Origin of the sequence: Mesorhizobium prunaredense (assembly GCF_900156895.1) — a bacterium.
GTDB lineage: Bacteria > Pseudomonadota > Alphaproteobacteria > Rhizobiales > Rhizobiaceae > Mesorhizobium > Mesorhizobium prunaredense.
The window spans coordinates 140,774-161,868 of record NZ_FTPD01000013.1 but is presented as its reverse complement, the minus strand read 5'-3'; the positions used below and the strand labels follow the sequence as shown (position 1 = coordinate 161,868).

Here is a 21,095-nt window from a genome sequence, read left to right as displayed (position 1 = left end):
GCCCTTTCCCAAGCGCCACCGCGCGGCATCACTGCGACGCTGCCGGCGTCAGTCGCAATATCTTTCCCGCTGGTTCGTCGGTCAACGCCATGACCGCGCCGTCGGGAGCCTGCACCACGTCCCGGATACGCCTGCCGAGAGCGAGGACTTCCTCGGCAGCGACCTGCTTTCCGTCGATCCTGACACGAACGATGCCTTCCGCCGACAGTCCGCCAATCAAGAGGTCGCCTCGCCAATCGGCAAACATGTCGCCGGTGTAGAAGGTCATGCCGGAAGGCGAGATGACGGGCGTCCAGCTATGGATGGAGTCGGCAAACTCCGGGCGCGTCGAAGGATCGGGGATGCGTTCGCCCGAATAATGCCGGCCCCAGCTGACCACGGGCCAGCCGTGATTCCTGCCCGCTTGCGGAATGTTCAACTCATCGCCGCCGAGCGGTCCCATTTCCGCCGTCCAGAGCACGCCGGTTTGGGGATGGAGCGCAGCACTTTGCACATTGCGATGGCCGTAGGACCAGATCTCGTCGGCGCCGTCCTTGCCAACGAAGGGATTGTCGTCAGGCACGGAACCATCGGGGTTGATGCGGACGATCGTCCCAAGATAATTGTTCGCGTCCTGCGCCTCTCGCATCTTGCCGCGCTCGCCGAGCGTGACGAAGAGCTTGCCGTCCGGCGCGAAGACCAGGCGGGAGCCGTAGTGCAGCCGGCTGGACACGGCTGGTTCCTGCCGGAAGATCACTTCGAAGTTCGAAAGCGCGCTGCCGTTCTTATCCAGACGTCCACGGCCGACGGAGGTGGCCGCGCCGCCGCCGCGTTCCTCCGAATAGGAGAGATAGACCGTCCGGTTGTTGGCAAAGTCCGGATCGAGCGCCACATCCAGCAGGCCGCCTTGTCCGCTGGCAAAGACGTCCGGCACACCGTCGATCGGATCGGAAACGGCTCCGTCGGTCGAGACGAGCCGCAGCCGCCCCGGACGCTCGGTGACCAGCAACGCGCCGTCGGGCAGGTAGGTCGCGCCCCAGGGATGCTCGAGCCCTTCGGCAAAGGTCTCGACCGCAAAGCGGCCTGTTTCGCTCTCAATGCTGCTGTCCTGCGCGAGCGTGGTCGAGGGCGCACCGAAGGCAAGAAGAAGAGACGAAGCAATGAGTATCCGCAGCATGATTTCTCCATCCGAACGGAGGCATAGGGGAGGAGCCGCCGGCTCCCCGATATAATGACCGACTGCCGATGCAGTTCCAAACTGGCACCGCGCCCAGGTTTTCAGTTATGGCCAGGTCGAGGTCGACGAGAGTCCGGCCTGGCACTCTCGGCATGCCTCTACAGATAAAGAAGACAAATGAGCGCGAACTGAAACCAATTGAGACACAACTGAAACACTTCCAGGCGCAGGCGACATGTATGCGAAACGCTTTGGGGCGATGGTCGCCGCAAGACCAGGAACGCAGGAGCGTCGCCGATGACACCCGACCAGATAAGACTTGTCCAGGACAGTTTTCGCGAGATCGTGCCGATCCGCGTGGCCGCCGCCGCACTGTTCTACGAGCGTCTGTTCGCGATCGACGCGGACCTTCGCGCGCTGTTTCCAGTGACAGACATGACCAAGCAAGGCGCCAAGCTGATGGCGAGCCTCGGCTTCGTCGTACATGGACTGGAACGTGCCGACACCATCCTCCCGACGGTGCGCGTGCTCGCCAAGCGTCACGTGACTTACGGCGTCGAGGAGCGTCATTACCCGATCGTCGGGCAAGCGCTCATCGAGACGCTGGCGGCCGGCCTCGGTACGGCTTTTACGCCGGCTGTCCGCGAGGCTTGGGAGGCGGCCTACGGGTTGCTCGCCAGCGTGATGATCGCGGCTGCCCGTGAGGATCAGCTCGCCGCGTAATTTTTGGGATGCAGCCGCAGGCGACCACCCACCCAAACGACAATTCCAAAATGGAGAGAAACACCATGTTCAGATACACAGCACTTGCGGCGCTTTGCGTCGTGGCAAGTTCCGCTTCTGCCGGCGAACTCACCGCCCGTCAGGGTGGGACCGTCGATCTCGGCAATTTTCACGGCGTCGTCTACTACACGGAGGCGGATGACGGCTACCGGGTGGTCACCACGATGGCGGCGGGCGAAGAGAACCTGCCGGTACGCTTCGTCGCGACCCTCAGCGAGGGCCAGGCGTTCGTGATCTCGGTCCCGGGCGCGTTGGCAGGGGCCGGCCAGGCACTCGAAATCTCGCGCGCCCAAGGCAAGCTGGTTGTCGCCAAGGTGGAGTCCACCCAGTAACGGGTTGAAAGTTGACGTTGCGACGCAACCGGGTAGTCTGCGGCCGCTTCCGCGTCTTCCAACAGCGCGAAGAGACAAATCGGCACCGTCATTGGGATGGCTATCGTCCTAACCTCGGAGAAACGAGATGCTCAAGGTGCAAAGTGCGGAAGTTCGATTTCGACTTTTTGAGTGTGGACAATTTTTCCTGATCCTGATGGGCGCTGGTCTACTTGCGCCGGCCGCTTTTGCCGATGTCGTCGAGCCAGCGACCCTCGCCGTCGCGGATTTCGAGTTCAGGGATACATCAGGTGAAGTCAGGGACCAGACCGCCGAACACGAAGCGCGACTGAAGGCATTTGGGGTTGCGTTGCAGGATGGCCTTTCGGGCAACCAGAAGATCGACCTCGTCGCATTACCCTGTCAGGCAGAACAGTGCACCATCAAGGACCCCGGCCTTGTCGATCTCTCGAAACAGGCAAAAACAGCCAGCGCGAAATATCTCCTCATCGGTCAGGTGCACAAGATGAGCACGCTGGTCGGCTGGGTGAAGTTTGCAGTGCTGGATTTGAGCAACAACAAACCTGTCTGCGATCGATACCTGACTTACCGGGGAGATACCGACGAGGCATGGCGGCGAGCAGCAGAGTTCACGGCGCGTGACGTCGAGAAGCACTGCATTCCGTAGGTATCGCGGTCGCTGTAGCCCTTGATCAGCCGGCCCCTGAACCTCAGCATGGCCTGGGAGCCTCAGTTGCGGCGTCAGGCGGCTTTCTTTTTCGCCAGCCTCGCCCTGATGCTGGCGACGTCGGCGCGCGGCGTCGCCGCGAACAGCGTCTTGGTGTAGCTGTGCTTGGGGTCGGCAAAGACCGCGTCGCGCGAGCCGTATTCGACGGCCTCGCCATAATACATGACCATCACCTCGTCGGCGATGTAGCGCACCACCGAGAGGTCGTGGCTGATGAAGACATAGGTCAGCTCGAACTCGTCCTGCAGGTCGGCGAGCAGGTTGAGCACCTGCGCCTGCACCGACAGATCGAGCGCCGAGACCGGCTCGTCGAGCACCAAAAGGCTCGGATTGAGCATCAGCGAGCGGGCAATGGCGATGCGCTGGCGCTGGCCGCCCGAGAACATGTGCGGGTAACGGTTGTAGTGCTCGGGTCCGAGGCCGACCTTCTTCAGCATCTTCATGGCGAGATCGCGCCGTTCGTCGGCCGGCGTGTCGGTGTTGATGAGCAGCGGCTCGCCCAGTACGTCACCGATCTTCTGGCGCGGATTGAGCGAACCGTAGGGGTTCTGGAAGACGATCTGCACCTTGCGGCGCATCTCCTTCGTCAGCCCATCCCTGGCGATGTCGACCTTGTTGCCGTCGATGAAGAGCTCGCCCGCTGTCGCCGGATCGATCAGGGTGATGATACGTGCGAGCGTTGACTTGCCGCAGCCGCTTTCGCCGACGATGGCCAGCGTCTTGCCCTTGTCGACGCTGAACGAAACGCCCTTGACCGCGTGCACCGTGCGCGAGGGGCGAAACAGGCCGCCGCCGACATGATAGTCGCGCACGATATTCTTGCCTTCGAGAACCGTCACGCTCATGACGCGGCTCCCGTTGCAGACCCGCTTCCCGCAGCAGACGGAGCCGGTTCGAACAGCATGTCGGAAATGGTCGGCAGCCGATCGCCGACCGCGTTTTCCGGCAGCGCCGACAGCAGCGCCCGCGTGTAGTTGCTCTTCGGCTGCTCGAACAGCGACAGAACGTCGGCCTCCTCCATCTTGCGGCCCTTGTACTGGACGATGACGCGGTCGGCGGTCTCCGCCACGACGCCCATATTGTGGGTGATCATGATCAGCCCCATGCCGTATTTGGCCTGCAGGCCAACCAAAAGATCGAGGATCTGCTTCTGGATGGTGACGTCGAGCGCGGTGGTCGGCTCATCGGCGATCAGCAGCTTCGGATTGCAGGCGATGGCGATGGCGATCATGACGCGCTGGCACTGGCCGCCCGACATCTGGTGCGGGAACGAGTTCAGCCGCTCTTCCGGATCAGCGATGCCGACCAGCTTCATCAGTTCGATGGCACGGGCCCGGCGCTGGGCGCGGTCCATGCCCAAATGGAAGCGCAGCACCTCCTCGATCTGGAAACCGGCGGTGAAGCACGGATTGAGGCTGGCGATCGGCTCCTGGAAGATCATCGAGATGTCCTTGCCGACGATCTTGCGGCGCTCGGACGGGCTGAGCTCGAGCAAGTCGACGCCGTCGAAGGCCATGCGGTCGGCCTTCACTGTCGCCGTGTTCGGCAACAGCCCCATCACCGCCAGCATCGCCACCGATTTGCCGGAGCCGGATTCGCCGACGATCGCCAGCACCTCGCGCGGCTCGATCGACAGGTCGATGCCTTGCACGGCCATGAACGGTCCGGCGGCGGTATCGAACGACACGGTAAGGTTCTTGATCTCGAGAAGAGGCATGGTCACGACCTCTTCAGCTTGGGATCGAAGGCATCGCGCAGGCCATCGCCGATCAGGTTGATGGCGAGCACCGTGATCAGGATGGCAAGGCCGGGGAAGGTCACCACCCATGGCGCGCGCAGGATGAACTCGCGCGCCGTGGCAAGCATGGTGCCCCATTCCGGCGTTGGCGGCTGGGCGCCGACGCCAAGGAAGCCGAGAGCCGCGGCCTCGAGAATGGCGTTGGAGAAGGACAGCGTCGCCTGCACGATCAGCGGCGCCATGCAGTTCGGCAGGATCGTCTTCACCATCAGCCTGAGATGGCTGGCACCGGCCACCTTGGCGGAGATCACATATTCGCGGTTCTTTTCGGCCATCACCGCCGCACGGGTGAGCCGCGCGAAATGCGGCTGCAGCACGAGCGCGATCGCCAGCATGGCGTTGAACAGGCCGGGTCCGAGGATCGCCACAAGAACCAGGGCGAGGAGCAGCGACGGGAAGGCCAGAATAACGTCCATGACGCGCATGATCAGCGTATCGACCCAACCGCGGAAATAGCCGGCGAGCACGCCGAGGACGATGCCGCTGGTCAGCGAGAAAACGACGACGACCAGTCCGATGAACAGCGAGAACCGCGCCCCGAAAATCAGCCGCGAAAGCATGTCGCGGCCAACGGCGTCTGTGCCGAGCAGGAACGTCGATCTGCCGCCCTCCTGCCAGGCCGGCGGCGCCAGCAGCGCATCGCGAAACTGTTCGTCAGGTGAATGCGGCGCGACCAGCGGCGCGAAAATCGCCACCAGCACCAGGGCCGTGAACACGACCAGGCCGATGACCGCGCCGGTGTTCATCGAGTAGTAATGCCAGAACTCGGTGAAGGCGCGTTGCCGGCCGCCGGTCGGAATGGAGGCGGCGGTGGCTTCTGCCGTGGTTTGGTCGGTCATCTCACTGCACCCGGATACGTGGGTTGATGACGGCGTAGAGCACGTCGACGATCAGGTTCACCGCCATGACGATCAGCGCGATGATCAGCAAGCCGCTCTGGACGACAACATAGTCGCGCTTGGCGATCGCGTCGATCATCCACTTGCCGATACCGGGCCAGGAAAAGATCGTTTCGGTCAGGATGGCGCCCGCCATCAGCGTGCCGACCTGCAGGCCGATGGTGGTGACGACGGGGATCAGCGCATTGCGAAAAGCGTGGAGCCCGATGACGCGACGCGGCGCGAGGCCCTTGGCGCGGGCGGTGCGGACGTAGTCTTCGCCCAGCACCTCCAGCATCGCCGACCGCGTCTGGCGCGCTATGACGGCAAGCGGAATCGTCGCCAGCACGATCGCCGGCAGGACCAGATGACTGGCGGCGGACCTGAAAGCGCCGCTTTTGCCGGAGATCAGGCTGTCGATCAGCATGAACCCGGTCGTCGGCTTGAAGAAATATTGAAGGCCGATGCGGCCGGACACCGGCGTCCAGCCGAGATAGCCGGAGAAGAAGATGATGAGCAGCAGCCCCCACCAGAAGATCGGCATCGAATAGCCGGTCAGCGCCACGCCCATCGTCGCCTGGTCGAACCATGATCCGCGCTTGACCGCGGCGAAGATGCCGGCGGGAATGCCGATGAGAACGGCGATGATCAGCGCGATCGTCGCCAGTTCCAGCGTCGCCGGAAACAGCGCCTGGAATTCACCCAGCACCGGCCGCTTGGTGGCGAGCGATATGCCGAAGTCGCCGGTCAGGACCCTGCCGATATATTCCAGATACTGGACGACATAAGGCCTGTTATAGCCAAACCGCTCGACAAGCTCGGCGTAGCGTTCCGGGCTGACGCCGCGCTCGCCGGCGAGCGCCGTGATCGGGTCGCCCGGCAAAAGCCGGACGAAAGCGAACGCCGCCAGCGATATGCCGAACACGGTCGGGATGATCAAGGCGAGCTTGTGGAGGAGATAACGGAGCATCTTGCTTCATAGAACGGCGGCGCTTCAAGTCCAGCGTCGCCGTTCTATTTCTCAGCGTTATTCGGCGACGTCGACGCCGTCGAACCGATGAATGCCGAGCGGATCCATGACGAAGCCGGTAATTTTCTTGTTCATCGGCATGAAGACCTTGGAATGGGCGATGGTCAGCCACGGCGCCTCACGCTTGAACACCACCTGAGCCTCCTCGTAGATCTTGGTGCGCTCGGCGACGTCGGTGGTCGCCTTGCCCTTCTGCAGCAGGGCTTCGAACTCCTGGTTGCACCAGATCGCATAGTTGGACTGGCCGATGGCATCGCAGCCGAGCAGGAACAGGAAGTTGTCCGGGTCGCCATTGTCGCCGGTCCAGCCGAGTTGGAAGGCGCCGTCACGGTCCTTCTGCTTGCCGCGTTCGCGATACTCGGTCCATTCGTAGCTGACGATCTCGGCCTTCACGCCGATCTTGGCGTAGTCGGCCTGGATCAGCTCCGCGACCCTTTGGGCGTTCGGATTGTACGGGCGGCTGACCGGCATTGCCCAGATCTTCATCGACAGATCCGTGACGCCGGCATCCGTCAGCATCTTCTTGGCCGCGTCCGGATCGTACGGGTCGTCCTTGATCTCCTTGTTATAGGACCACATCGTCGGCGGGATCGGGTTTATCGCCGCCTGGCCAGCGCCCTGGTAGACCGCATCGAGAATGGCCTGCTTGTTGACGGCCATGTTGAGGGCCTTGCGGACCTCGACCTTGTCGAAGGGGGCCTGCGTCGTGTTGTAGGCCATGTAGCCGATGTTCAGGCCTTCCTGCTCATCGACCTTGAGGTTCGGGTCGGCTTTCAGGCCGGCAATGTCGGCCGGCGCCGGGTACGACATGATATCGCACTCGCCCGCCTTCAGCTTCTGCGCGCGCACGGCCGGATCGGTGGTGATGGCAAAGATCAGATCGTCGATCTTCTGGCGGCCGCCATGGTAGCCGTCCCATGCCGCATAGCGGATGACCGCATCGACCTGGTAGTCGACGAACTGGAACGGACCGGTGCCGATCGGCTTCTGGGTGAATTGCTGCCTGGTGCCGGCCTTGTCGAGCTGGTCGGCATATTCCTTGGAGACGATCGAAGCGAAATCCATGCCGAGATCCGGCAGGAAAGCGACTTCAGGCTTGTTCAGCACGAATTTCACCGTCAGGTCGTCGACCTTGACGATTTCCTTGAGAAGATCCGGGAAGCCCATGCCGGCAAAATATTCCCAGCCGGTGCCTGCCAGATAGTCGAACCACGGGTTTTCCTTCTTCCACTGGCGTTCGAAGGAGAAGATCACGTCGTCGGCGTTGAGATCGCGCGTCGGCGTGAAGTAGTCGGTGGTCTGGAACTTCACCCCCGGCCGAAGCTTGAACGTGTATTCGAGACCGTCGTCGGAAACCGTCCAGCTCTCAGCGAGGCCGGGTGTGATGGTGGTTTTGCCGTGCTCGAACTCGACCAGGCGCGAATAGATGGTGCGAGACGACGCGTCGAAGTCGTTGCCACCGCTCCACGGCGACGGGTCGAAGCCGGCCGGCGACGCCTCCGAGCAGTAGACCAACTGCTTGGCATTGGCCATGCCGCAGAGGACGCTTGCGGCCAGCAACGCGGCCGCAAAAGTCAGTTTCTTTTTCATGGAGGACTCCCTGATGTTCTTCCAAGCCCCTCTATCAGGCTCGCGAAGCGCGCATATAAGCACCGTTTTTCCGGCTTTGGAACACCTGGTTTGCCTACCCCATGGGAAGCAGAATTTCTTTCTTCGCATTCGCCGAAAGAGGGAATGAAATGTCAAAACTCATCGATCACGATATTGTTAACGACTGCATTTTTTTATCATCTCGAGCGCATCCGACGGTGAGGAACCGCCGCCTTCGGCTTGTCATTGGCGCGGACGATTTCTTCCCAGCTTGCCGCAGGGGCAGACTTGCACGGCTGCCGATAGTCGCAATACATAGATGACAGGCTGGATTTCCTGGGTGCCGGCAGCAACGGAGGACGTCTCTGTCATTCGGAGGCGACGCGGCGGGCGGAGACAACAAGAACGATCGAGGGAGGGACGAGTGGCAAAAACACCAAGGACGACGGCACCAGCGACAGCCAAGGCCAAAACTGCTGCGAAACCGGCCAGCCCCGACAAGCCCCCGACAAGCCAAAGGCCAAAAGCGCCGACGGCCAAAGCCAAGCCGAAGGCGGCCGCGGTGTCCGCGAAAACCAATGAATCCGCGAAGACCAATTCATCCGCGAAGATCAATGCATCCGCGAAGGCAGGCGCAAAGCCCGCCGCCGCCAAACCAGCGGCGAAGGCGGCGCCGACAGCGGCTTCATCGGCGTCAAACCCAGGTCCGGGCAGAAGATTGCCGAATGCGGCTGCCGCCGGATTGCCGGAAAAACCCTGGCTCAAAAGCTATCCGAAAGTCGTTCCGGCCGAGATCGGCGCTCTGCCCTTCGGCTCCATCGGCGATCTGCTCGCCGACGTCTGCAAGCAGTACGCCAGCCGGCCCGCCTTTACCTGCATGGGAAAGACCATCAGCTACGCGGAAGTCGAGCGGCAATCGGCCGCCTTCGGCGCCTATCTGCAATCGTCGGGGCTGCCGAAAGGCGCACGCGTGGCGCTGATGATGCCGAACGTGCTGCAATATCCGGTGGCGATGATGGCAGTGCTGCGCGCCGGCTATGTCGTGGTCAACATCAACCCGCTCTACACGCCGCGCGAGCTGGAGCATCAGCTCAAGGATTCCGGCGCGCAAGCCATCGTCATTCTCGAAAATTTCGCCAGCACCTTGCAGGCAGTAATCGCTAAAACAGCGGTCAAGCATGTCGTGGTCGCGGCGATGGGCGACATGCTTGGCGGCCTGAAGGGAACGATCGTCAATCTCGTCGTGCGCCGCGTGAAGAAGATGGTGCCGGCCTGGTCGCTGCCGGGCCATGTCAAGTTCAACGCCGCATTGGAGGCAGGCGCCGGCATGAGTTTCAAGCCGGTGAAGGTCGCTGCCGACGACGTCGCGTTCCTGCAATACACCGGCGGCACCACCGGCATCTCGAAGGGCGCGATGCTGCTGCACAGCAACGTGCTGGCCAACGTCGCGCAGAACGCGCTGTGGATCGAGGACGCCTTCACGGTCAAGCCCAGGCCGGCGCATCTCAACTTCGTCTGCGCGCTGCCGCTCTATCATATCTTCGCGCTGACGGTGAACGCGCTGATGGGCATGCAGTTGGGCGGCCAGAACATACTCATTCCCAATCCGCGCGACATTCCCGGCTTCGTCAAGCAACTCGGCAAATACCCGATCCACATCTTTCCAGGCCTCAACACGCTGTTCAACGCGCTGCTCAACAATGAGGATTTCCGCAAGCTCGACTTCAGGCCACTGATCCTGACGCTGGGTGGCGGCATGGCGGTGCAGAAGGGTGTCGCCGAACGCTGGAAGGCGTTGACCGGCTGCCCGGTCACCGAGGGCTACGGGCTTTCGGAAACCTCGCCGGTGGCCACCGCCAACACATTCAGCGATGGCAACTTCACCGGCACGATCGGCCTGCCGCTGCCCTCGACCGAGATCGCCATCCGCGACGACGACGGCAATGATCTGCCGCCCGTTGAGGTCGGCGAGATCTGCATCCGCGGACCGCAGGTGATGGCCGGTTACTGGAACCGGCCGGACGAGACCGCCAAGGTGATGACCAAGGACGGCTTCTTCAAGTCGGGCGACATGGGCTTCATGGACGAGCGCGGCTATACCAAGATCGTCGACCGCAAGAAAGACATGATCCTTGTGTCCGGCTTCAACGTCTATCCGAACGAACTCGAGGAAGTGGTGGCGCTGCATCCGGGCGTGCTCGAAGTGGCCGCGATCGGCGTGCCGGACGAGCATTCAGGCGAAGTGCCGAAGCTGTTCGTCGTCAAGAAGGACCCGTCGCTGACCGCAGAGGTGCTGACTGTGTATTGCCGCGATAACCTGACCGGTTACAAGCGGCCAAAATACATCGAGTTCCGGACCGAACTGCCAAAGACGCCGGTCGGCAAGATCCTGCGCCGTGCATTACGAGAATAGGGACAATTTTGGCCGATAGCCTTACTGTCGATGACGCGGCGGATAGGCTTTCCCGTCCCGATCCGCTAACATTCATCAAGGCGAACATGCGTATCGCCCCTGTTCCGGCACTTCCCGAAATCCGGCTTTATGCAGCCCATCCGGCAAGCGGCCTGTGGCGGCTCACGCGTCCCGAAGGACGAGCCGCCGAGCCGGAAGGAGAAGAAACCGACGAGGATGGCCCCGAGCCGCAGCCTCCTTACTGGGCCTATGCCTGGGCCGGCGGCGCGGTGCTTGCCCGCTACATCCTCGATCGGCCGGAGACCGTGGCCGGGCTTCGCGTGCTCGACATCGGCGCCGGGTCCGGCCTCGTCGGTATCGCCGCGGCAAAGGCCGGCGCCAGCGAAGTGATTGCATCCGAGATCGACCGCAACGGCGTCGCCGCGCTTGGTCTCAATGCGGCGGCGAACGGCGTCGCAATCACGGTCGTCGGCGAGGATATCACCGCTGGGCCGCCGCCGCCGGTGGACGTCGTAGCAGCTGGCGACTTGTTTTACCGGCAAGATCTCGCCGACCGGGTCATCCCCTTCCTCGACCGCTGCCTGGCCGCCGGCATCAATGTGCTGATCGGCGACCCGGGCCGCGCCTATCTGCCCCGCTCGCGGCTTCGCCTGCTGGCCGAATACCAGGTGCCGGATGTCGGCCAAGCAAAAGGCGCGGCGACGAAGCCGAGCGGCGTCTTCTCGTTCGAGCCGGAGCAACTCGGAGGCGCGTTCAGATCGTCTCCTTGACCCTTGCCGAAAGAAGGTCGGGCAGATCGGCAACCGAATCCAGAATGACATCGGCGATCTGCGACAGCGATTCCCGCGTCCCGGTGCCGGAGAGCACGCCGATCGCCAGACCGCAGCCGCCGGCCCGCGCCATCTCCAGATCGTGGCGATTGTCGCCGACCACGGCGATCGCTGCAGGCCTCAGGCCGGTCAGGTCCGAGAAGGCGAGGATCGTATCGGGCGCCGGTTTCGGATTGGCCACCGCGTCGTAACCATAGGCGGCGTCGAACAACTGCGCGACACCCAGCGTCAGCAATGTCTTCTCCGCGCCAGTGGTCGAATCGTTGGTGGCGACGCCGAGCCGGTAGGCTTTCCTGTGAAGAAGGCCAAGCGTCTCGACGATGCCCGGCAGCGCCACCGCCATCGCCGAGCCCTGCACCGAGGTGATCTCGTTGAAGCGGGCGACGGCAAGCATCTGGTCTTCATCCGACAGTCGCGGAAACCAAAGCTCGACGACATCCATGTTGGTGCCGGAGGCAAAGATGGAATCGGGCTTGAAGCGTTTGGTGGCGAAATCGTAGCCCGCCGCGGCAAGCAGCCTGTCGGCCTTCCAGCGGTCGCCCTCCGCCGCATCCATCGCCATGAAATCGGCAACGCCGAGCCACGTCGCGTTGAAGTCGACAAGGGTGCCGTCCTTGTCGAACAATATTCCTTTGATCTCGGCCAAGCCGCTTACTCCGATCCGCGCAATCGATGGATGTGTCCCACCAGTCCAGCGGTCGAAGCGTCCCGCTTTGCGGCATTCTCCTTGCCTTCCACGACAGGCAGCAGCCCGGTCGCCAGTTCCTTGCCGAGCTCGACGCCCCATTGGTCGAAGGAATTGATGTTGAAAAGCGTGCCCTCGACGAAGACGCGGTGCTCATAGAGCGCGATCAGCCGTCCGAACGTATGCGGATCAAGTTGTCTGTAGAGGATCGTCACCGAGGGCCGGTTGCCGGAGAAGACGCGATGCGGGGCGATCCTGTCGACCTCGGCGGGCGCCATGCCTTTTGCCAGCATCTGCGCGCGCGCTTCCTCCAGCGTGCGACCCTTCATGAACGCCTCCGACTGCGCCAGGCAGTTGGCGAGCAACAGGTCGTGGTGATGCTTGAGATCCGGCTCATGGCCGATGGCTGCGGCGAGGAACTCGACCGGAATGAAATCGGTGCCCTGGTGCAGCAGCTGGAAGAAGGCGTGCTGGCCGTTCGTGCCGGGCTCGCCCCAGACCAGCGGGCCGGTCGGCGTCGTGACAGCGCCGCCGTCGAGGGTGACGCTCTTGCCGTTCGATTCCATGTCGAGCTGCTGCAGATAGGCCGGCAGCCTCGACAGGCGCTGGTCGTAGGGAATGACGGCGCGGGCGGGGTATTGGCAGATCACCCGATGCCACCAGCCGATCAGCCCCATCAGCGCCGGCAGGTTGCTGGCCAGCGGCGCCGTCTGGAAATGTTCGTCCATCGCATGCGCGCCGTCGAGAATGGCGCGAAAATTCTTCGGGCCGACGGCGATCATCACCGGCAGGCCGATCGCGCCCCACACCGAATAGCGTCCGCCGACCCAGTCCCAGAAGCCGAAGACGCGGTCGGACGCAATGCCGAACTTGGCCACCAGGTCGAGCGCCGTCGAGACGGCGGCGAAATGCTTGTCGACCGCTTCCTTGCCGAGCGCCTTCTGCACCCATTCGCGCGCCGTCTCGGCATTGGTCATCGTCTCGATCGTGGTGAAGGTCTTGGAAGCAACGATGAACAGCGTGGTTTCGGCGGAGAGGTTCTTCAGCGTGTCGTGGATATGGGCGCCGTCGATGTTGGACACGTAATGCGTGCGCGGCCCGTCGTGATAGGGCGCCAGCGCCAGCGTCGCCATGGCCGGGCCAAGGTCGGAACCGCCGATGCCGATGTTGACGATGTCGGTGATCTTCTTGCCGGTGGCGCCGGCCGCCTTGCCGGAGCGCACGGCATCGGCGAAGCCGCCCATCGCATCGAGCACGGCGACAACCTCCGCCTTCACGTCCTGACCGTCGAGCACGATGCCCTTGCCGTTCAGGTTGCGCAGCGCGGTGTGCAGCACGGCGCGGCCTTCGGTGACGTTGATCTTCTTGCCCGAGAACATCGCGGCGCGCCGGCCTTCGAGATCCGCGGCTGCCGCCAGCTTCTCGAGCAAATCCATCGTCTGCGCATCGACCGCGCATTTCGACCAGTCGAGCAGCAGGTCGCCGTCGGTGGCGGAGAATTTTTCGAAGCGCTGCGGATCGGCGGCGAAAGCCTCGCGCATGCTGCCCGATTTGGCCGCACGGTGATCGTGCAGGGCGTCGAGCTGTTTTTGAAAGGACGATTGATCCACTGCCTCACTCCGAGCCTTGAGATGCCAACATATCAGACCGGATGTTTCCGGCGCGTGTCGTCGCGTCCAAACTATCTAGCCGAAATCCACTGGTTTCAATGCGCCGCGATGACGCGTTGCGTCCGGCAGCGATGACGCGTTGCGTCACAGCTGGGGATGACGCGTTGCTTCACGCCGCGATGACGCGTTGCGTCACGCGGGGGGATGACGCACAGCGTCACCCTGGGGAAGGATCACTGGCGTAAATCCCTACGATCAGAAAAATTGATTGGCGCAACGCCTTGTGCCACCGGTACATTCGACTGGTCCAGCCGGGTGAAAAAGGCTGGCCATCGAGGAACATCTCCCATGCCACAGCGAAACGACACGGCCATATGGTCCGGCCTGTTCCGGATTTCGGCGGAATCCGGCCAGACCCTGCAGGCGCAGATCCGCCAAGCGATCGTCGCCGCTATCCTCGACCGGCAAATCGCCGCTTCAATGCCGCTTCCGTCCTGCCGAATCCTGGCCGAGAAACTCGGCGTGGCGCGCGGCACCGTGGTGTTGGCCTTCCAGCAGCTCGTCGACCAGGGTTTTCTGGTGGCGCGCGAACGGCGCGGCCATTTCGTCAATCCGGACGTGCTGGCGACGCCGGCCAAACCGCACCAGAAGGCGCCAGACCAGGCCAACGAGATCGACTGGAAGGCGCGCCGGCAGATCGCGGCCAGCGACATGCCGCCGCCGGCCAAGCACGACAACTGGATCAAGTCGTCCTACCCCTTCGTCTATGGCCAGTTCGATCCGGCACTGTTCCCGACCGCCGAGTGGCGCGAGTGCAACCGCATGGCGCTCGCCGTGCTCGAGATCCGCAATTGGGCGTCCGACATGGTTGACCGCGACGATCCGCTTTTGATCGAGCAGATCCAGGCGCGGCTGTTGCCGCGGCGCGGCATCTTCGCCAATCCCGACGAGATCATCGTCACTCTCGGCGCGCAGAACGCGCTCTACATGCTGGCGACGCTGCTGATGACCAAGGGCTCCAAGGTGGCCATGGAAGACCCCGGCTATCCCGACGCACGCTCGATCTTCCGGCTGGCGGGTGCCGACGTCGCACCGGTTCCGGTCGACCATTCCGGCATTGTAACCGCTTCTATTCCCAGCGATTCCGGCTTCGTCTTCGTCACGCCCAGCCACCATTGCCCGACCATGGTGCCGCTGTCGGCGGAGCGCCGGCAGGATTTGCTGGCGCGCGCCAATCGTCACAACCAGATCATCATCGAGGACGGCTATGACAGCCAGCTTCTGGACGAAGCGCCGCAGCAGGCGCTGAAGAGCCTCGATCGTTCCGGCCGCGTCATCTATGTCGGCTCGATGTCGAAGACGCTGGCTCCGGGTCTGCGGCTCGGCTACATCGTCGCCTCGGCCGGGCTGATCTCCGAGCTTCGCGCGCTGCGCCGCTTCATGCTGCGTCATCCGCCGGCCAACAACCAGCGCGCGGTCGCGCTGTTCCTGTCGCTTGGCCATCACGAGGCGCTGGTGCGGCGGCTGTCGAGCGCCTTCGACGAACGGCGCAAGCGTCTGATCCATGCGATTTCCGCCTTCCTGCCGGAGTGGCGCTCGACCGATTCCGCCGGTGGCGCGTCGCTCTGGCTTGAGGGGCCGCGCGGCACCGATTCGCGCGGGCTGGCCGAGGCCGCCGCCTCGCGCAGCGTCATCATCGAGCCTGGCGACCGTTTCTTCGATCGCACCGAAAAGCCGTCGCGCTTCATGCGGCTGGGCATCTCCTCAATCGCGCTGCAGCACATCGAGCCCGGCATCCGCGAACTGGCGACGGCGGCCGGGCGCAGGCCGGCCGCCGCTTGATGCCTCGTCGGGGCCGGCACCGGCCACCGTTGTTTAGCGCCCTGGCATATGCGACGGGACCGTCTGGCTCATAGGCTGTGCCAATGCCGGCGGCATAGTTCGAGGCATAGCGCATGCCCCCGGAAACCAGTCTTCGGTTTGCGGAAAGGATCATGCGCAAGCAAGAAAGTCTTAGAGCGTCCTTTGCGCGTCCAAGTGGACGCGCGGCGCTCTAGCGGGAACGAAGCGGGCCGATGGTGGACCAACCACCGCCGCCCGCTTCGCAGCTAAAGGTGGAGTGTGCCTCCGATGTCAGTGGCTGTCGACAAGCCGGATGCGCCTTCGGACCAACGTTCGCGGCGTTCCGGCGGGCGCGAAGCGCGTCGCGCCATGCGGGCAGCGCCGCTTGCCGACGATATCAAGCCGGTGCGCGCCGGCCTCGAAGGCGGAAGCTACGGGCCGCTCAGCGACAACGACCGCGAGCGCATTCACGAAGCGGTGCTGACGCTGCTTGAAACGGTCGGCTTCGCCAATGCCATCCCATCCTGCATCGAGGCGCTGACCAAGGCCGGCGCCACCCTCAGCGAGGACGGCCGCATTCGTTTTCCGCGCGCGCTCGTCCTCGACACCATCAAGAAGGCGGCGCGCCATTTCACCCTGCATGGCCAGGATCCCAGGCACGACATGCTGATCCAGGGCAAGCGCGTGCATTACGGCACGGCGGGTGCCGCGGTGCATCTGGTCGACGTCGAGAAGCGCTGTTATCGCGAATCGCTGCTGCAGGACATCTATGACGCCGCCCGCATCGTCGAAGGGCTCGACAACATCCATTTCTTCCAGCGGCCGATGGTGCCGCGCGACATTCCCGATCCGCTCGATATGGATTTCAACACGCTTTACGCCTGCGTGATGGGCACGTCGAAGCATGTCGGCACGTCCTTCACGGTGCGCGAGAACGTCAAGCCGGCGCTCGACATGCTCTATGCGATTGCCGGCGGCGAAGAGAATTTTCGCGCCCGGCCTTTCGTCTCCAATTCGAACTGTTTTGTCGTGCCGCCGATGAAGTTTGCCGAGGATGCCTGCGGTGTGCTCGAGGCCTGCGTCGAAGGCGGCATTCCGATCCTGCTGCTGTCGGCCGGCCAGGCAGGCGCCACGGCGCCGGCGGCGATCGCCGGTGCGGTGGTGCAAGCGGTGGCCGAGGTGCTCGCCGGCCTCGTCTACGTCAACGCCATCAAACCCGGGCATCCGGCGATCTTCGGCACCTGGCCGTTCGTCTCCGACCTCAGGACCGGCGCCATGTCCGGCGGCTCGGCCGAGCAAGCGGTGCTGACCGCTGCCTGCGCCCAGATGGCGCAATTCTACGACCTGCCGGGCGGTTCGGCCGCCGGCATGACGGATTCGAAACTGCCCGACATTCAGTCCGGTTACGAAAAGGGCATCACCGATGTGATGGCCGGCCTTGCCGGCCTCAACCTTGTCTATGAATCGGCCGGCATGCACGCCTCGCTGCTCGGCTTTTGCCTGGAAAGCCTGATCATCGACAACGACATGCTCGGCCATTGCCTACGCTGCGTGCGCGGCATCGAGGTGACCGATGAGTCGCTGTCGATAGACACCATCGCCGAGGTCTGCCTGAAGGGGCCGGGTCACTATCTCGGCAACGAGCAGACGCTGCGGCTGATGCAGACGGAATATTTCTATCCGGCGGTCGGCGACCGCTTTTCGCCGAAGGAGTGGAACGAGAAAGGCAGGCCCGACATCTTGCAGCGGGCGATCATCGAGAAGAAACGCATCCTCGCCGAGCGCTTCCCGCGCCATGTGCCGAAGCCGGTCGACGACAAGTTGCGTGCCCGCTTCGGCAATCTTATCCAACTGCCGCGCAGCGGCATGGGCGGCTGAAGACGGTTCTCGTCAAAACGGTCAGAGCCTAATCCATCCCGACAAAATCGGGATGGGGCTCTAGCTTTCTGTTTGACCATGATCTTTTCCGAAAACCGGGTTCCACTTTTCGGGATCATGGTCAGAGCCTAATCCATCCCGACAAAATCGGGATGGGGCTCTAGCTTTCTGTTTGACCATGATCTTTTCCGAAAACCGGGTTCCACTTTTCGGGATCATGGTCTAGTCGGTGCTCAACCCGTAGTGCTCGACGACCTCGCCACTGATCAGCTTGGCATGCAGCGTCATCAGTATGATTTGCGCATCGAAGCTGTCGCCGGCCTCAAGTGCCGCCTCGAGCCGGCGCTCCGCATCCAGCCTATGTCTAAGGCCGTTGGATTGCTCGAATGCTTCCGGCCCGGCAATACAATAGCCAAGCAGTTGCGCCACCGGCGGGTAGGCCTGTGGCGGCGGCTCGTCGGGCCAGTGGTCCTTCATCAGATTGACGATGGTGAGCTTTGCTCCCTCCGGTACAAGGGCGGGATGAAGGTCGACGCCGCGTAACGCGGCATCGAGTTGCCTGAGGTCGCCTGAACGGCCGAACATTCCAAGGAAGCCTAGGGAGGAGCGCCGTCTCGCCATGATGTTCCTATCCGAATGCCCGAAACCGCAGCGAAACGCCGGCCGCGGCCAGCCGCTAACCGCTCGCTGCCAGCAACAAGACACCGGCGAGGGCCGATCCCGCAAGCGTCGGCAGCATGCCGATCTTCAGCTTCAGGATGGCGATCATGGCAGCACACGACAGCAGCGCCGCGCGCCAGTCGATCGATGAGAGCACCGGCACGTCCGTTCCAAGCCCGACGTTGCGCACCTCGCCGAAAATGACGTGCAAGCCGAACCACAGAGCGAGATTCATGATGACGCCGACGACGGCGGCGGTGATCGCGCCCAGCGCCGCCGACAGCGCCTTGTTGCCGCGCAGGGATTCGATATAGGGCGCGCCGAGGAATATCCAGAAGAAGCAAGGCGTGAACGTCGCCCACAGGGTGAGCATCGCCCCAAGCGATCCGGCAAGCAGCGGGCTCAACGATCCGGATTGGCGGAACGCGGCCAGAAAGCCGACGAACTGCAGGACGAGTATGAGTGGACCCGGCGTGGTTTCGGCAAGCCCAAGGCCATCGACCATCTCACCGGGTGCGAGCCAGCCGAAGGACTCGACCGCTGCCTGCGCGACATAGGCAAGGACCGCGTAGGCGCCGCCGAAGGTGACGACCGCCATGACGCTGAAGAAGCCGCCGATCTGCGTCCACACACTGGCGGATCCGGTAAAAGCCCAGATCAGCAGCATCGGCCCGAGCCAGATCGGCAGCCAGATCGCGACGGTGCGCGGCGCATGCCATCGCGTCGGCAGGGTGTGGGCCAGTTCGCCGCGCTCGAACATCAGGTCGACCGCGCCCTTGATGTCGGGAACCGCGTCCTTGCCGTGCGCCGCGCCGGAAAAAAGCGCTGGCGCAACACGATTTCCAATCCAGCCCGCCAGGCCGGCAAGCAGGACGATGAGCGGAAACGGCATGTTCAATGCATAGATGGCGATGAAGGCGGCGAGCGCGATCGAAACCATGACCCGGTTCTTCAGGGCACGACGTCCGATCCGGATCATCGCCTCGATCACGATGGCGAGCACGGCCGCTTTCACCCCGAAAAACAGTGCCTCGACGAGCGGAGCATCGCCATACAGCGCATAGAGGATGCTCAAGGTGAGCATCACAAGCGCGCCCGGCGCGACGAACAGGATGCCGGCGACCAGGCCGCCGATCGTCCGGTGCAGCAGCCAGCCGATATAAATGGCGAGTTGCTGGGCTTCAGGGCCGGGCAGCAGCATGCAGTAGTTCAACGCATGCAGGAAACGTTGCTCGCCGATCCAACGCCGTTCCTCGACCAATTCCTTGTGCATGAGTGCGATCTGGCCGGCCGGCCCGCCGAAGCTGAGCAGGCCGATTTTCGCCCAGAGTTTTACGCCTTCACGGAAGCTTGGCGCAGCCGCCGCTTCGACGGTTTCGCCCGTTTTTCCCGAAGCAGAAGGCAGGGCGCTCATGATGGCTTGCTCGCGCTTGGCCAGTTGTGCGTCTCCTCGGTGGCGTCGCGGCACCACCGGAAAAACGCGTCGTAGAGCAGCATGCCTGCCTCCATCTGTTCCAGATCGTCGCGAAACATCCGCGACAGGCCAAGCGAGGCGGCCAGGAATCCGGCTGCCTGGGGAACCAGATCGAGGCGTGCGGTATCGGCTGCGCGCACGATCATGGCCAGGCGGTCGAGTGCCTCGGATTCGAGCCCGAACTCTTCGATCATCGTATCGAAGGTGCAGCACTCGCCCCGGTGAGTCCAGAACACCTTGTCGATGTCGAAAGGCACGGCCTGAAAGCGATCCGCAGTGGCCGACACTTCGGCCGCCTCGACAAAGAGGAAGACCGCGCTCGGATCGATGAAGCGCCGGATCAGCCAGGGGCAGGCGATGCGATCGACCTTCGGGCGGCTCCGCGTCACCCACACGGTGCGGCCTTTTTCATCGCGGGGCGGTATCTTGCCGGCATCGATCAAAGGCCCCTTGCCATCGCGCCAGGCCTCGAACCCGCCTTCGAGGGATTCGGCACTGACGCCCTCATGCCGCAGCCATGCGGCCACGCCTTGTGAGAGCTTTTGCCCTTTTTGGCAGACGACCGTCACTCGGCTGCCGGCGAATTCGGATGCCCAGGTCGAGACGGTTTTGAAATCACGCCGGTTTGAGGCCGGCAGCAGGCGTGGATCGGCGCTGTAGTCCTCCTCGATGCGAACATCGACGATCGCGGGCGCACCCGGCAGACCAATCAGACGGGACAGTTGCGATACGGTGATAGCGGTTGTCGACGGCATGGCGTCCACCCTCCTTGAGAGAGAAGCTTGGACGCGAACGTTGGGCTGACGCCTCACGGGGTCGTCGCGATGCACCCCTTGCCATGATCGTGGATTTGTCGCGCCCGCTTGTCAAGCGCCATGCCTGCAGCAAAGGATGCTCTGGCTCCGGCGGGCGGCGGAGCCAGGACACGTCCGGGAGGAAACCCATGAAAAAGACCTATCACGGCAGCTGCCATTGCGGTGCGGTGCGTTTCGAAGCCGAAATCGACCTCGCCGAAGGCATCCGCAAATGCAATTGCAGCTTCTGCTGGAAACTCGGCTACCGGAAATCCTTCGCCGCCTATGAGGCCGTGCGGGTGACGGATGGCCGCGACCGGATGCGGGAGTACAAGGCGACGCCGTCGAACTGGCCGGAAGGCGACATCAACCACTATATGTGCCCGAACTGCGGCGCGAATTTTCTCTCGCGCGGCTATCTGGATTTCATGGGCGGGAATTTCTGGGCGGTGAACGTCGCCTGCCTCGACGACGTCACCGAAGAGGAACTCGCCGCAGCCCCGATCGTCTACGAGGACGGCAAGCGCGACAGGCAGGACCAGACGCCTGAGATCACTGTTTATCTATAGGCGCTTGGATGCGGATCTTCCTTCTCCCCTTGTGGGAGAACCCCAC

20 protein-coding genes are annotated in these 21,095 nt (G+C 63.2%); 8 read left to right on the top strand and 12 right to left on the bottom strand.

Features of this window, described 5'->3' with window-relative positions; genetic code table 11:
- Positions 1-28: 28 nt before the first annotated feature.
- Positions 29-1,156, bottom strand: a complete 1,128-nt coding sequence (locus BQ8794_RS11600) for a PQQ-dependent sugar dehydrogenase (RefSeq protein WP_077377107.1) — start codon at positions 1,154-1,156, stop codon at positions 29-31.
- Positions 1,157-1,453: 297 nt separating this feature from the next.
- Between BQ8794_RS11600 and BQ8794_RS11595 the strand changes: the two genes are divergently transcribed.
- The 3 genes from BQ8794_RS11595 (at position 1,454) to BQ8794_RS11585 (ending at position 2,938) form a co-directional block, all read left to right on the top strand.
- A complete protein-coding gene (locus BQ8794_RS11595; protein ID WP_077377104.1) occupies positions 1,454-1,879 on the top strand; it encodes a globin family protein in 426 nt (141 codons plus the stop codon).
- 65 nt (positions 1,880-1,944) lie between these two features.
- Positions 1,945-2,271, top strand: a complete 327-nt coding sequence (locus tag BQ8794_RS11590; RefSeq protein WP_077377515.1) for a hypothetical protein — start codon at positions 1,945-1,947, stop codon at positions 2,269-2,271.
- A gap of 127 nt (positions 2,272-2,398) precedes the next feature.
- Positions 2,399-2,938, top strand: coding sequence for a DUF2380 domain-containing protein (locus tag BQ8794_RS11585; RefSeq protein WP_077377101.1), 540 nt, complete (start codon positions 2,399-2,401; stop codon positions 2,936-2,938).
- Between the two features lie 74 nt (positions 2,939-3,012).
- On the opposite strand, the gene BQ8794_RS11580 is transcribed toward BQ8794_RS11585, so the two are convergent.
- The 6 genes from BQ8794_RS11580 to BQ8794_RS36385 form a co-directional block, all read right to left on the bottom strand.
- Positions 3,013-3,843 (bottom strand): dipeptide ABC transporter ATP-binding protein, encoded by an 831-nt coding sequence (locus BQ8794_RS11580; RefSeq protein ID WP_077377098.1) that lies wholly within the window; start codon positions 3,841-3,843, stop codon positions 3,013-3,015.
- Positions 3,840-4,715, bottom strand: a complete 876-nt coding sequence (locus tag BQ8794_RS11575) for an ABC transporter ATP-binding protein (protein ID WP_077377095.1) — start codon at positions 4,713-4,715, stop codon at positions 3,840-3,842. The genes BQ8794_RS11580 and BQ8794_RS11575 overlap by 4 nt, the downstream gene beginning before the upstream one ends.
- A 2-nt stretch (positions 4,716-4,717) precedes the next feature.
- Complete coding sequence (locus BQ8794_RS11570; RefSeq protein WP_023802898.1) at positions 4,718-5,635, bottom strand: ABC transporter permease subunit; 918 nt, start codon at positions 5,633-5,635, stop codon at positions 4,718-4,720.
- 1 nt (position 5,636) lies between these two features.
- Positions 5,637-6,644 (bottom strand): ABC transporter permease subunit, encoded by a 1,008-nt coding sequence (locus BQ8794_RS11565; protein ID WP_023802897.1) that lies wholly within the window; start codon positions 6,642-6,644, stop codon positions 5,637-5,639.
- A 57-nt stretch (positions 6,645-6,701) separates the two neighbouring features.
- Positions 6,702-8,294 (bottom strand): ABC transporter substrate-binding protein, encoded by a 1,593-nt coding sequence (locus tag BQ8794_RS11560; RefSeq protein WP_077377092.1) that lies wholly within the window; start codon positions 8,292-8,294, stop codon positions 6,702-6,704.
- A gap of 243 nt (positions 8,295-8,537) precedes the next feature.
- Positions 8,538-9,059: a hypothetical protein gene (locus tag BQ8794_RS36385; protein ID WP_244554921.1), complete on the bottom strand. Its 522-nt coding sequence runs from the start codon at positions 9,057-9,059 to the stop codon at positions 8,538-8,540.
- On the opposite strand from BQ8794_RS36385, the gene BQ8794_RS11555 reads away from it, so the two are divergent.
- Complete coding sequence (locus BQ8794_RS11555; protein ID WP_244554920.1) at positions 9,037-10,707, top strand: long-chain fatty acid--CoA ligase; 1,671 nt, start codon at positions 9,037-9,039, stop codon at positions 10,705-10,707. The genes BQ8794_RS36385 and BQ8794_RS11555 overlap by 23 nt on opposite strands.
- An 86-nt stretch (positions 10,708-10,793) precedes the next feature.
- Complete coding sequence (locus BQ8794_RS11550) at positions 10,794-11,477, top strand: class I SAM-dependent methyltransferase (protein ID WP_077377086.1); 684 nt, start codon at positions 10,794-10,796, stop codon at positions 11,475-11,477.
- Here the strand turns inward: BQ8794_RS11550 and BQ8794_RS11545 are convergent.
- Together BQ8794_RS11545 and pgi are read right to left on the bottom strand one after the other, a co-directional pair.
- Entirely contained in the window at positions 11,461-12,183 is a 723-nt protein-coding gene (locus BQ8794_RS11545) for an HAD family hydrolase (protein ID WP_077377083.1), read from the bottom strand. The two genes, BQ8794_RS11550 and BQ8794_RS11545, sit on opposite strands and share 17 nt — an antisense overlap.
- A 5-nt stretch (positions 12,184-12,188) precedes the next feature.
- Entirely contained in the window at positions 12,189-13,832 is a 1,644-nt protein-coding gene (pgi, locus tag BQ8794_RS11540; RefSeq protein ID WP_077377080.1) for a glucose-6-phosphate isomerase, read from the bottom strand.
- A gap of 348 nt (positions 13,833-14,180) precedes the next feature.
- Between pgi and pdxR the strand changes: the two genes are divergently transcribed.
- Positions 14,181-15,674, top strand: coding sequence for a MocR-like pyridoxine biosynthesis transcription factor PdxR (gene pdxR / locus BQ8794_RS11535; protein ID WP_077377077.1), 1,494 nt, complete (start codon positions 14,181-14,183; stop codon positions 15,672-15,674).
- Between the two features lie 288 nt (positions 15,675-15,962).
- Positions 15,963-17,552, top strand: a complete 1,590-nt coding sequence (locus BQ8794_RS11530; RefSeq protein ID WP_077377074.1) for a trimethylamine methyltransferase family protein — start codon at positions 15,963-15,965, stop codon at positions 17,550-17,552.
- A gap of 222 nt (positions 17,553-17,774) precedes the next feature.
- On the opposite strand, the gene BQ8794_RS11525 is transcribed toward BQ8794_RS11530, so the two are convergent.
- From BQ8794_RS11525 to BQ8794_RS11515, 3 genes are read right to left on the bottom strand one after another with little or no spacing between them, the layout of a single operon-like run.
- On the bottom strand, positions 17,775-18,173 hold the full coding sequence (locus BQ8794_RS11525) for a hypothetical protein (RefSeq protein WP_077377071.1): 399 nt from the start codon (positions 18,171-18,173) through the stop codon (positions 17,775-17,777).
- Positions 18,174-18,228: 55 nt separating this feature from the next.
- Positions 18,229-19,626, bottom strand: a complete 1,398-nt coding sequence (gene chrA, locus BQ8794_RS11520; RefSeq protein ID WP_077377068.1) for a chromate efflux transporter — start codon at positions 19,624-19,626, stop codon at positions 18,229-18,231.
- Entirely contained in the window at positions 19,623-20,441 is an 819-nt protein-coding gene (locus tag BQ8794_RS11515; RefSeq protein ID WP_077377065.1) for a chromate resistance protein ChrB domain-containing protein, read from the bottom strand. Before BQ8794_RS11515 ends, chrA begins: the two co-directional genes overlap by 4 nt.
- Before the next feature lie 188 nt (positions 20,442-20,629).
- Here BQ8794_RS11515 and BQ8794_RS11510 point away from each other — a divergent pair, with 188 nt between their 5' ends.
- Positions 20,630-21,049 carry a GFA family protein gene (locus BQ8794_RS11510; RefSeq protein WP_077377512.1) on the top strand — a complete coding sequence of 140 codons (420 nt, stop codon included), beginning with the start codon at positions 20,630-20,632 and terminating at the stop codon, positions 21,047-21,049.
- Positions 21,050-21,095: the final 46 nt, after the last annotated feature.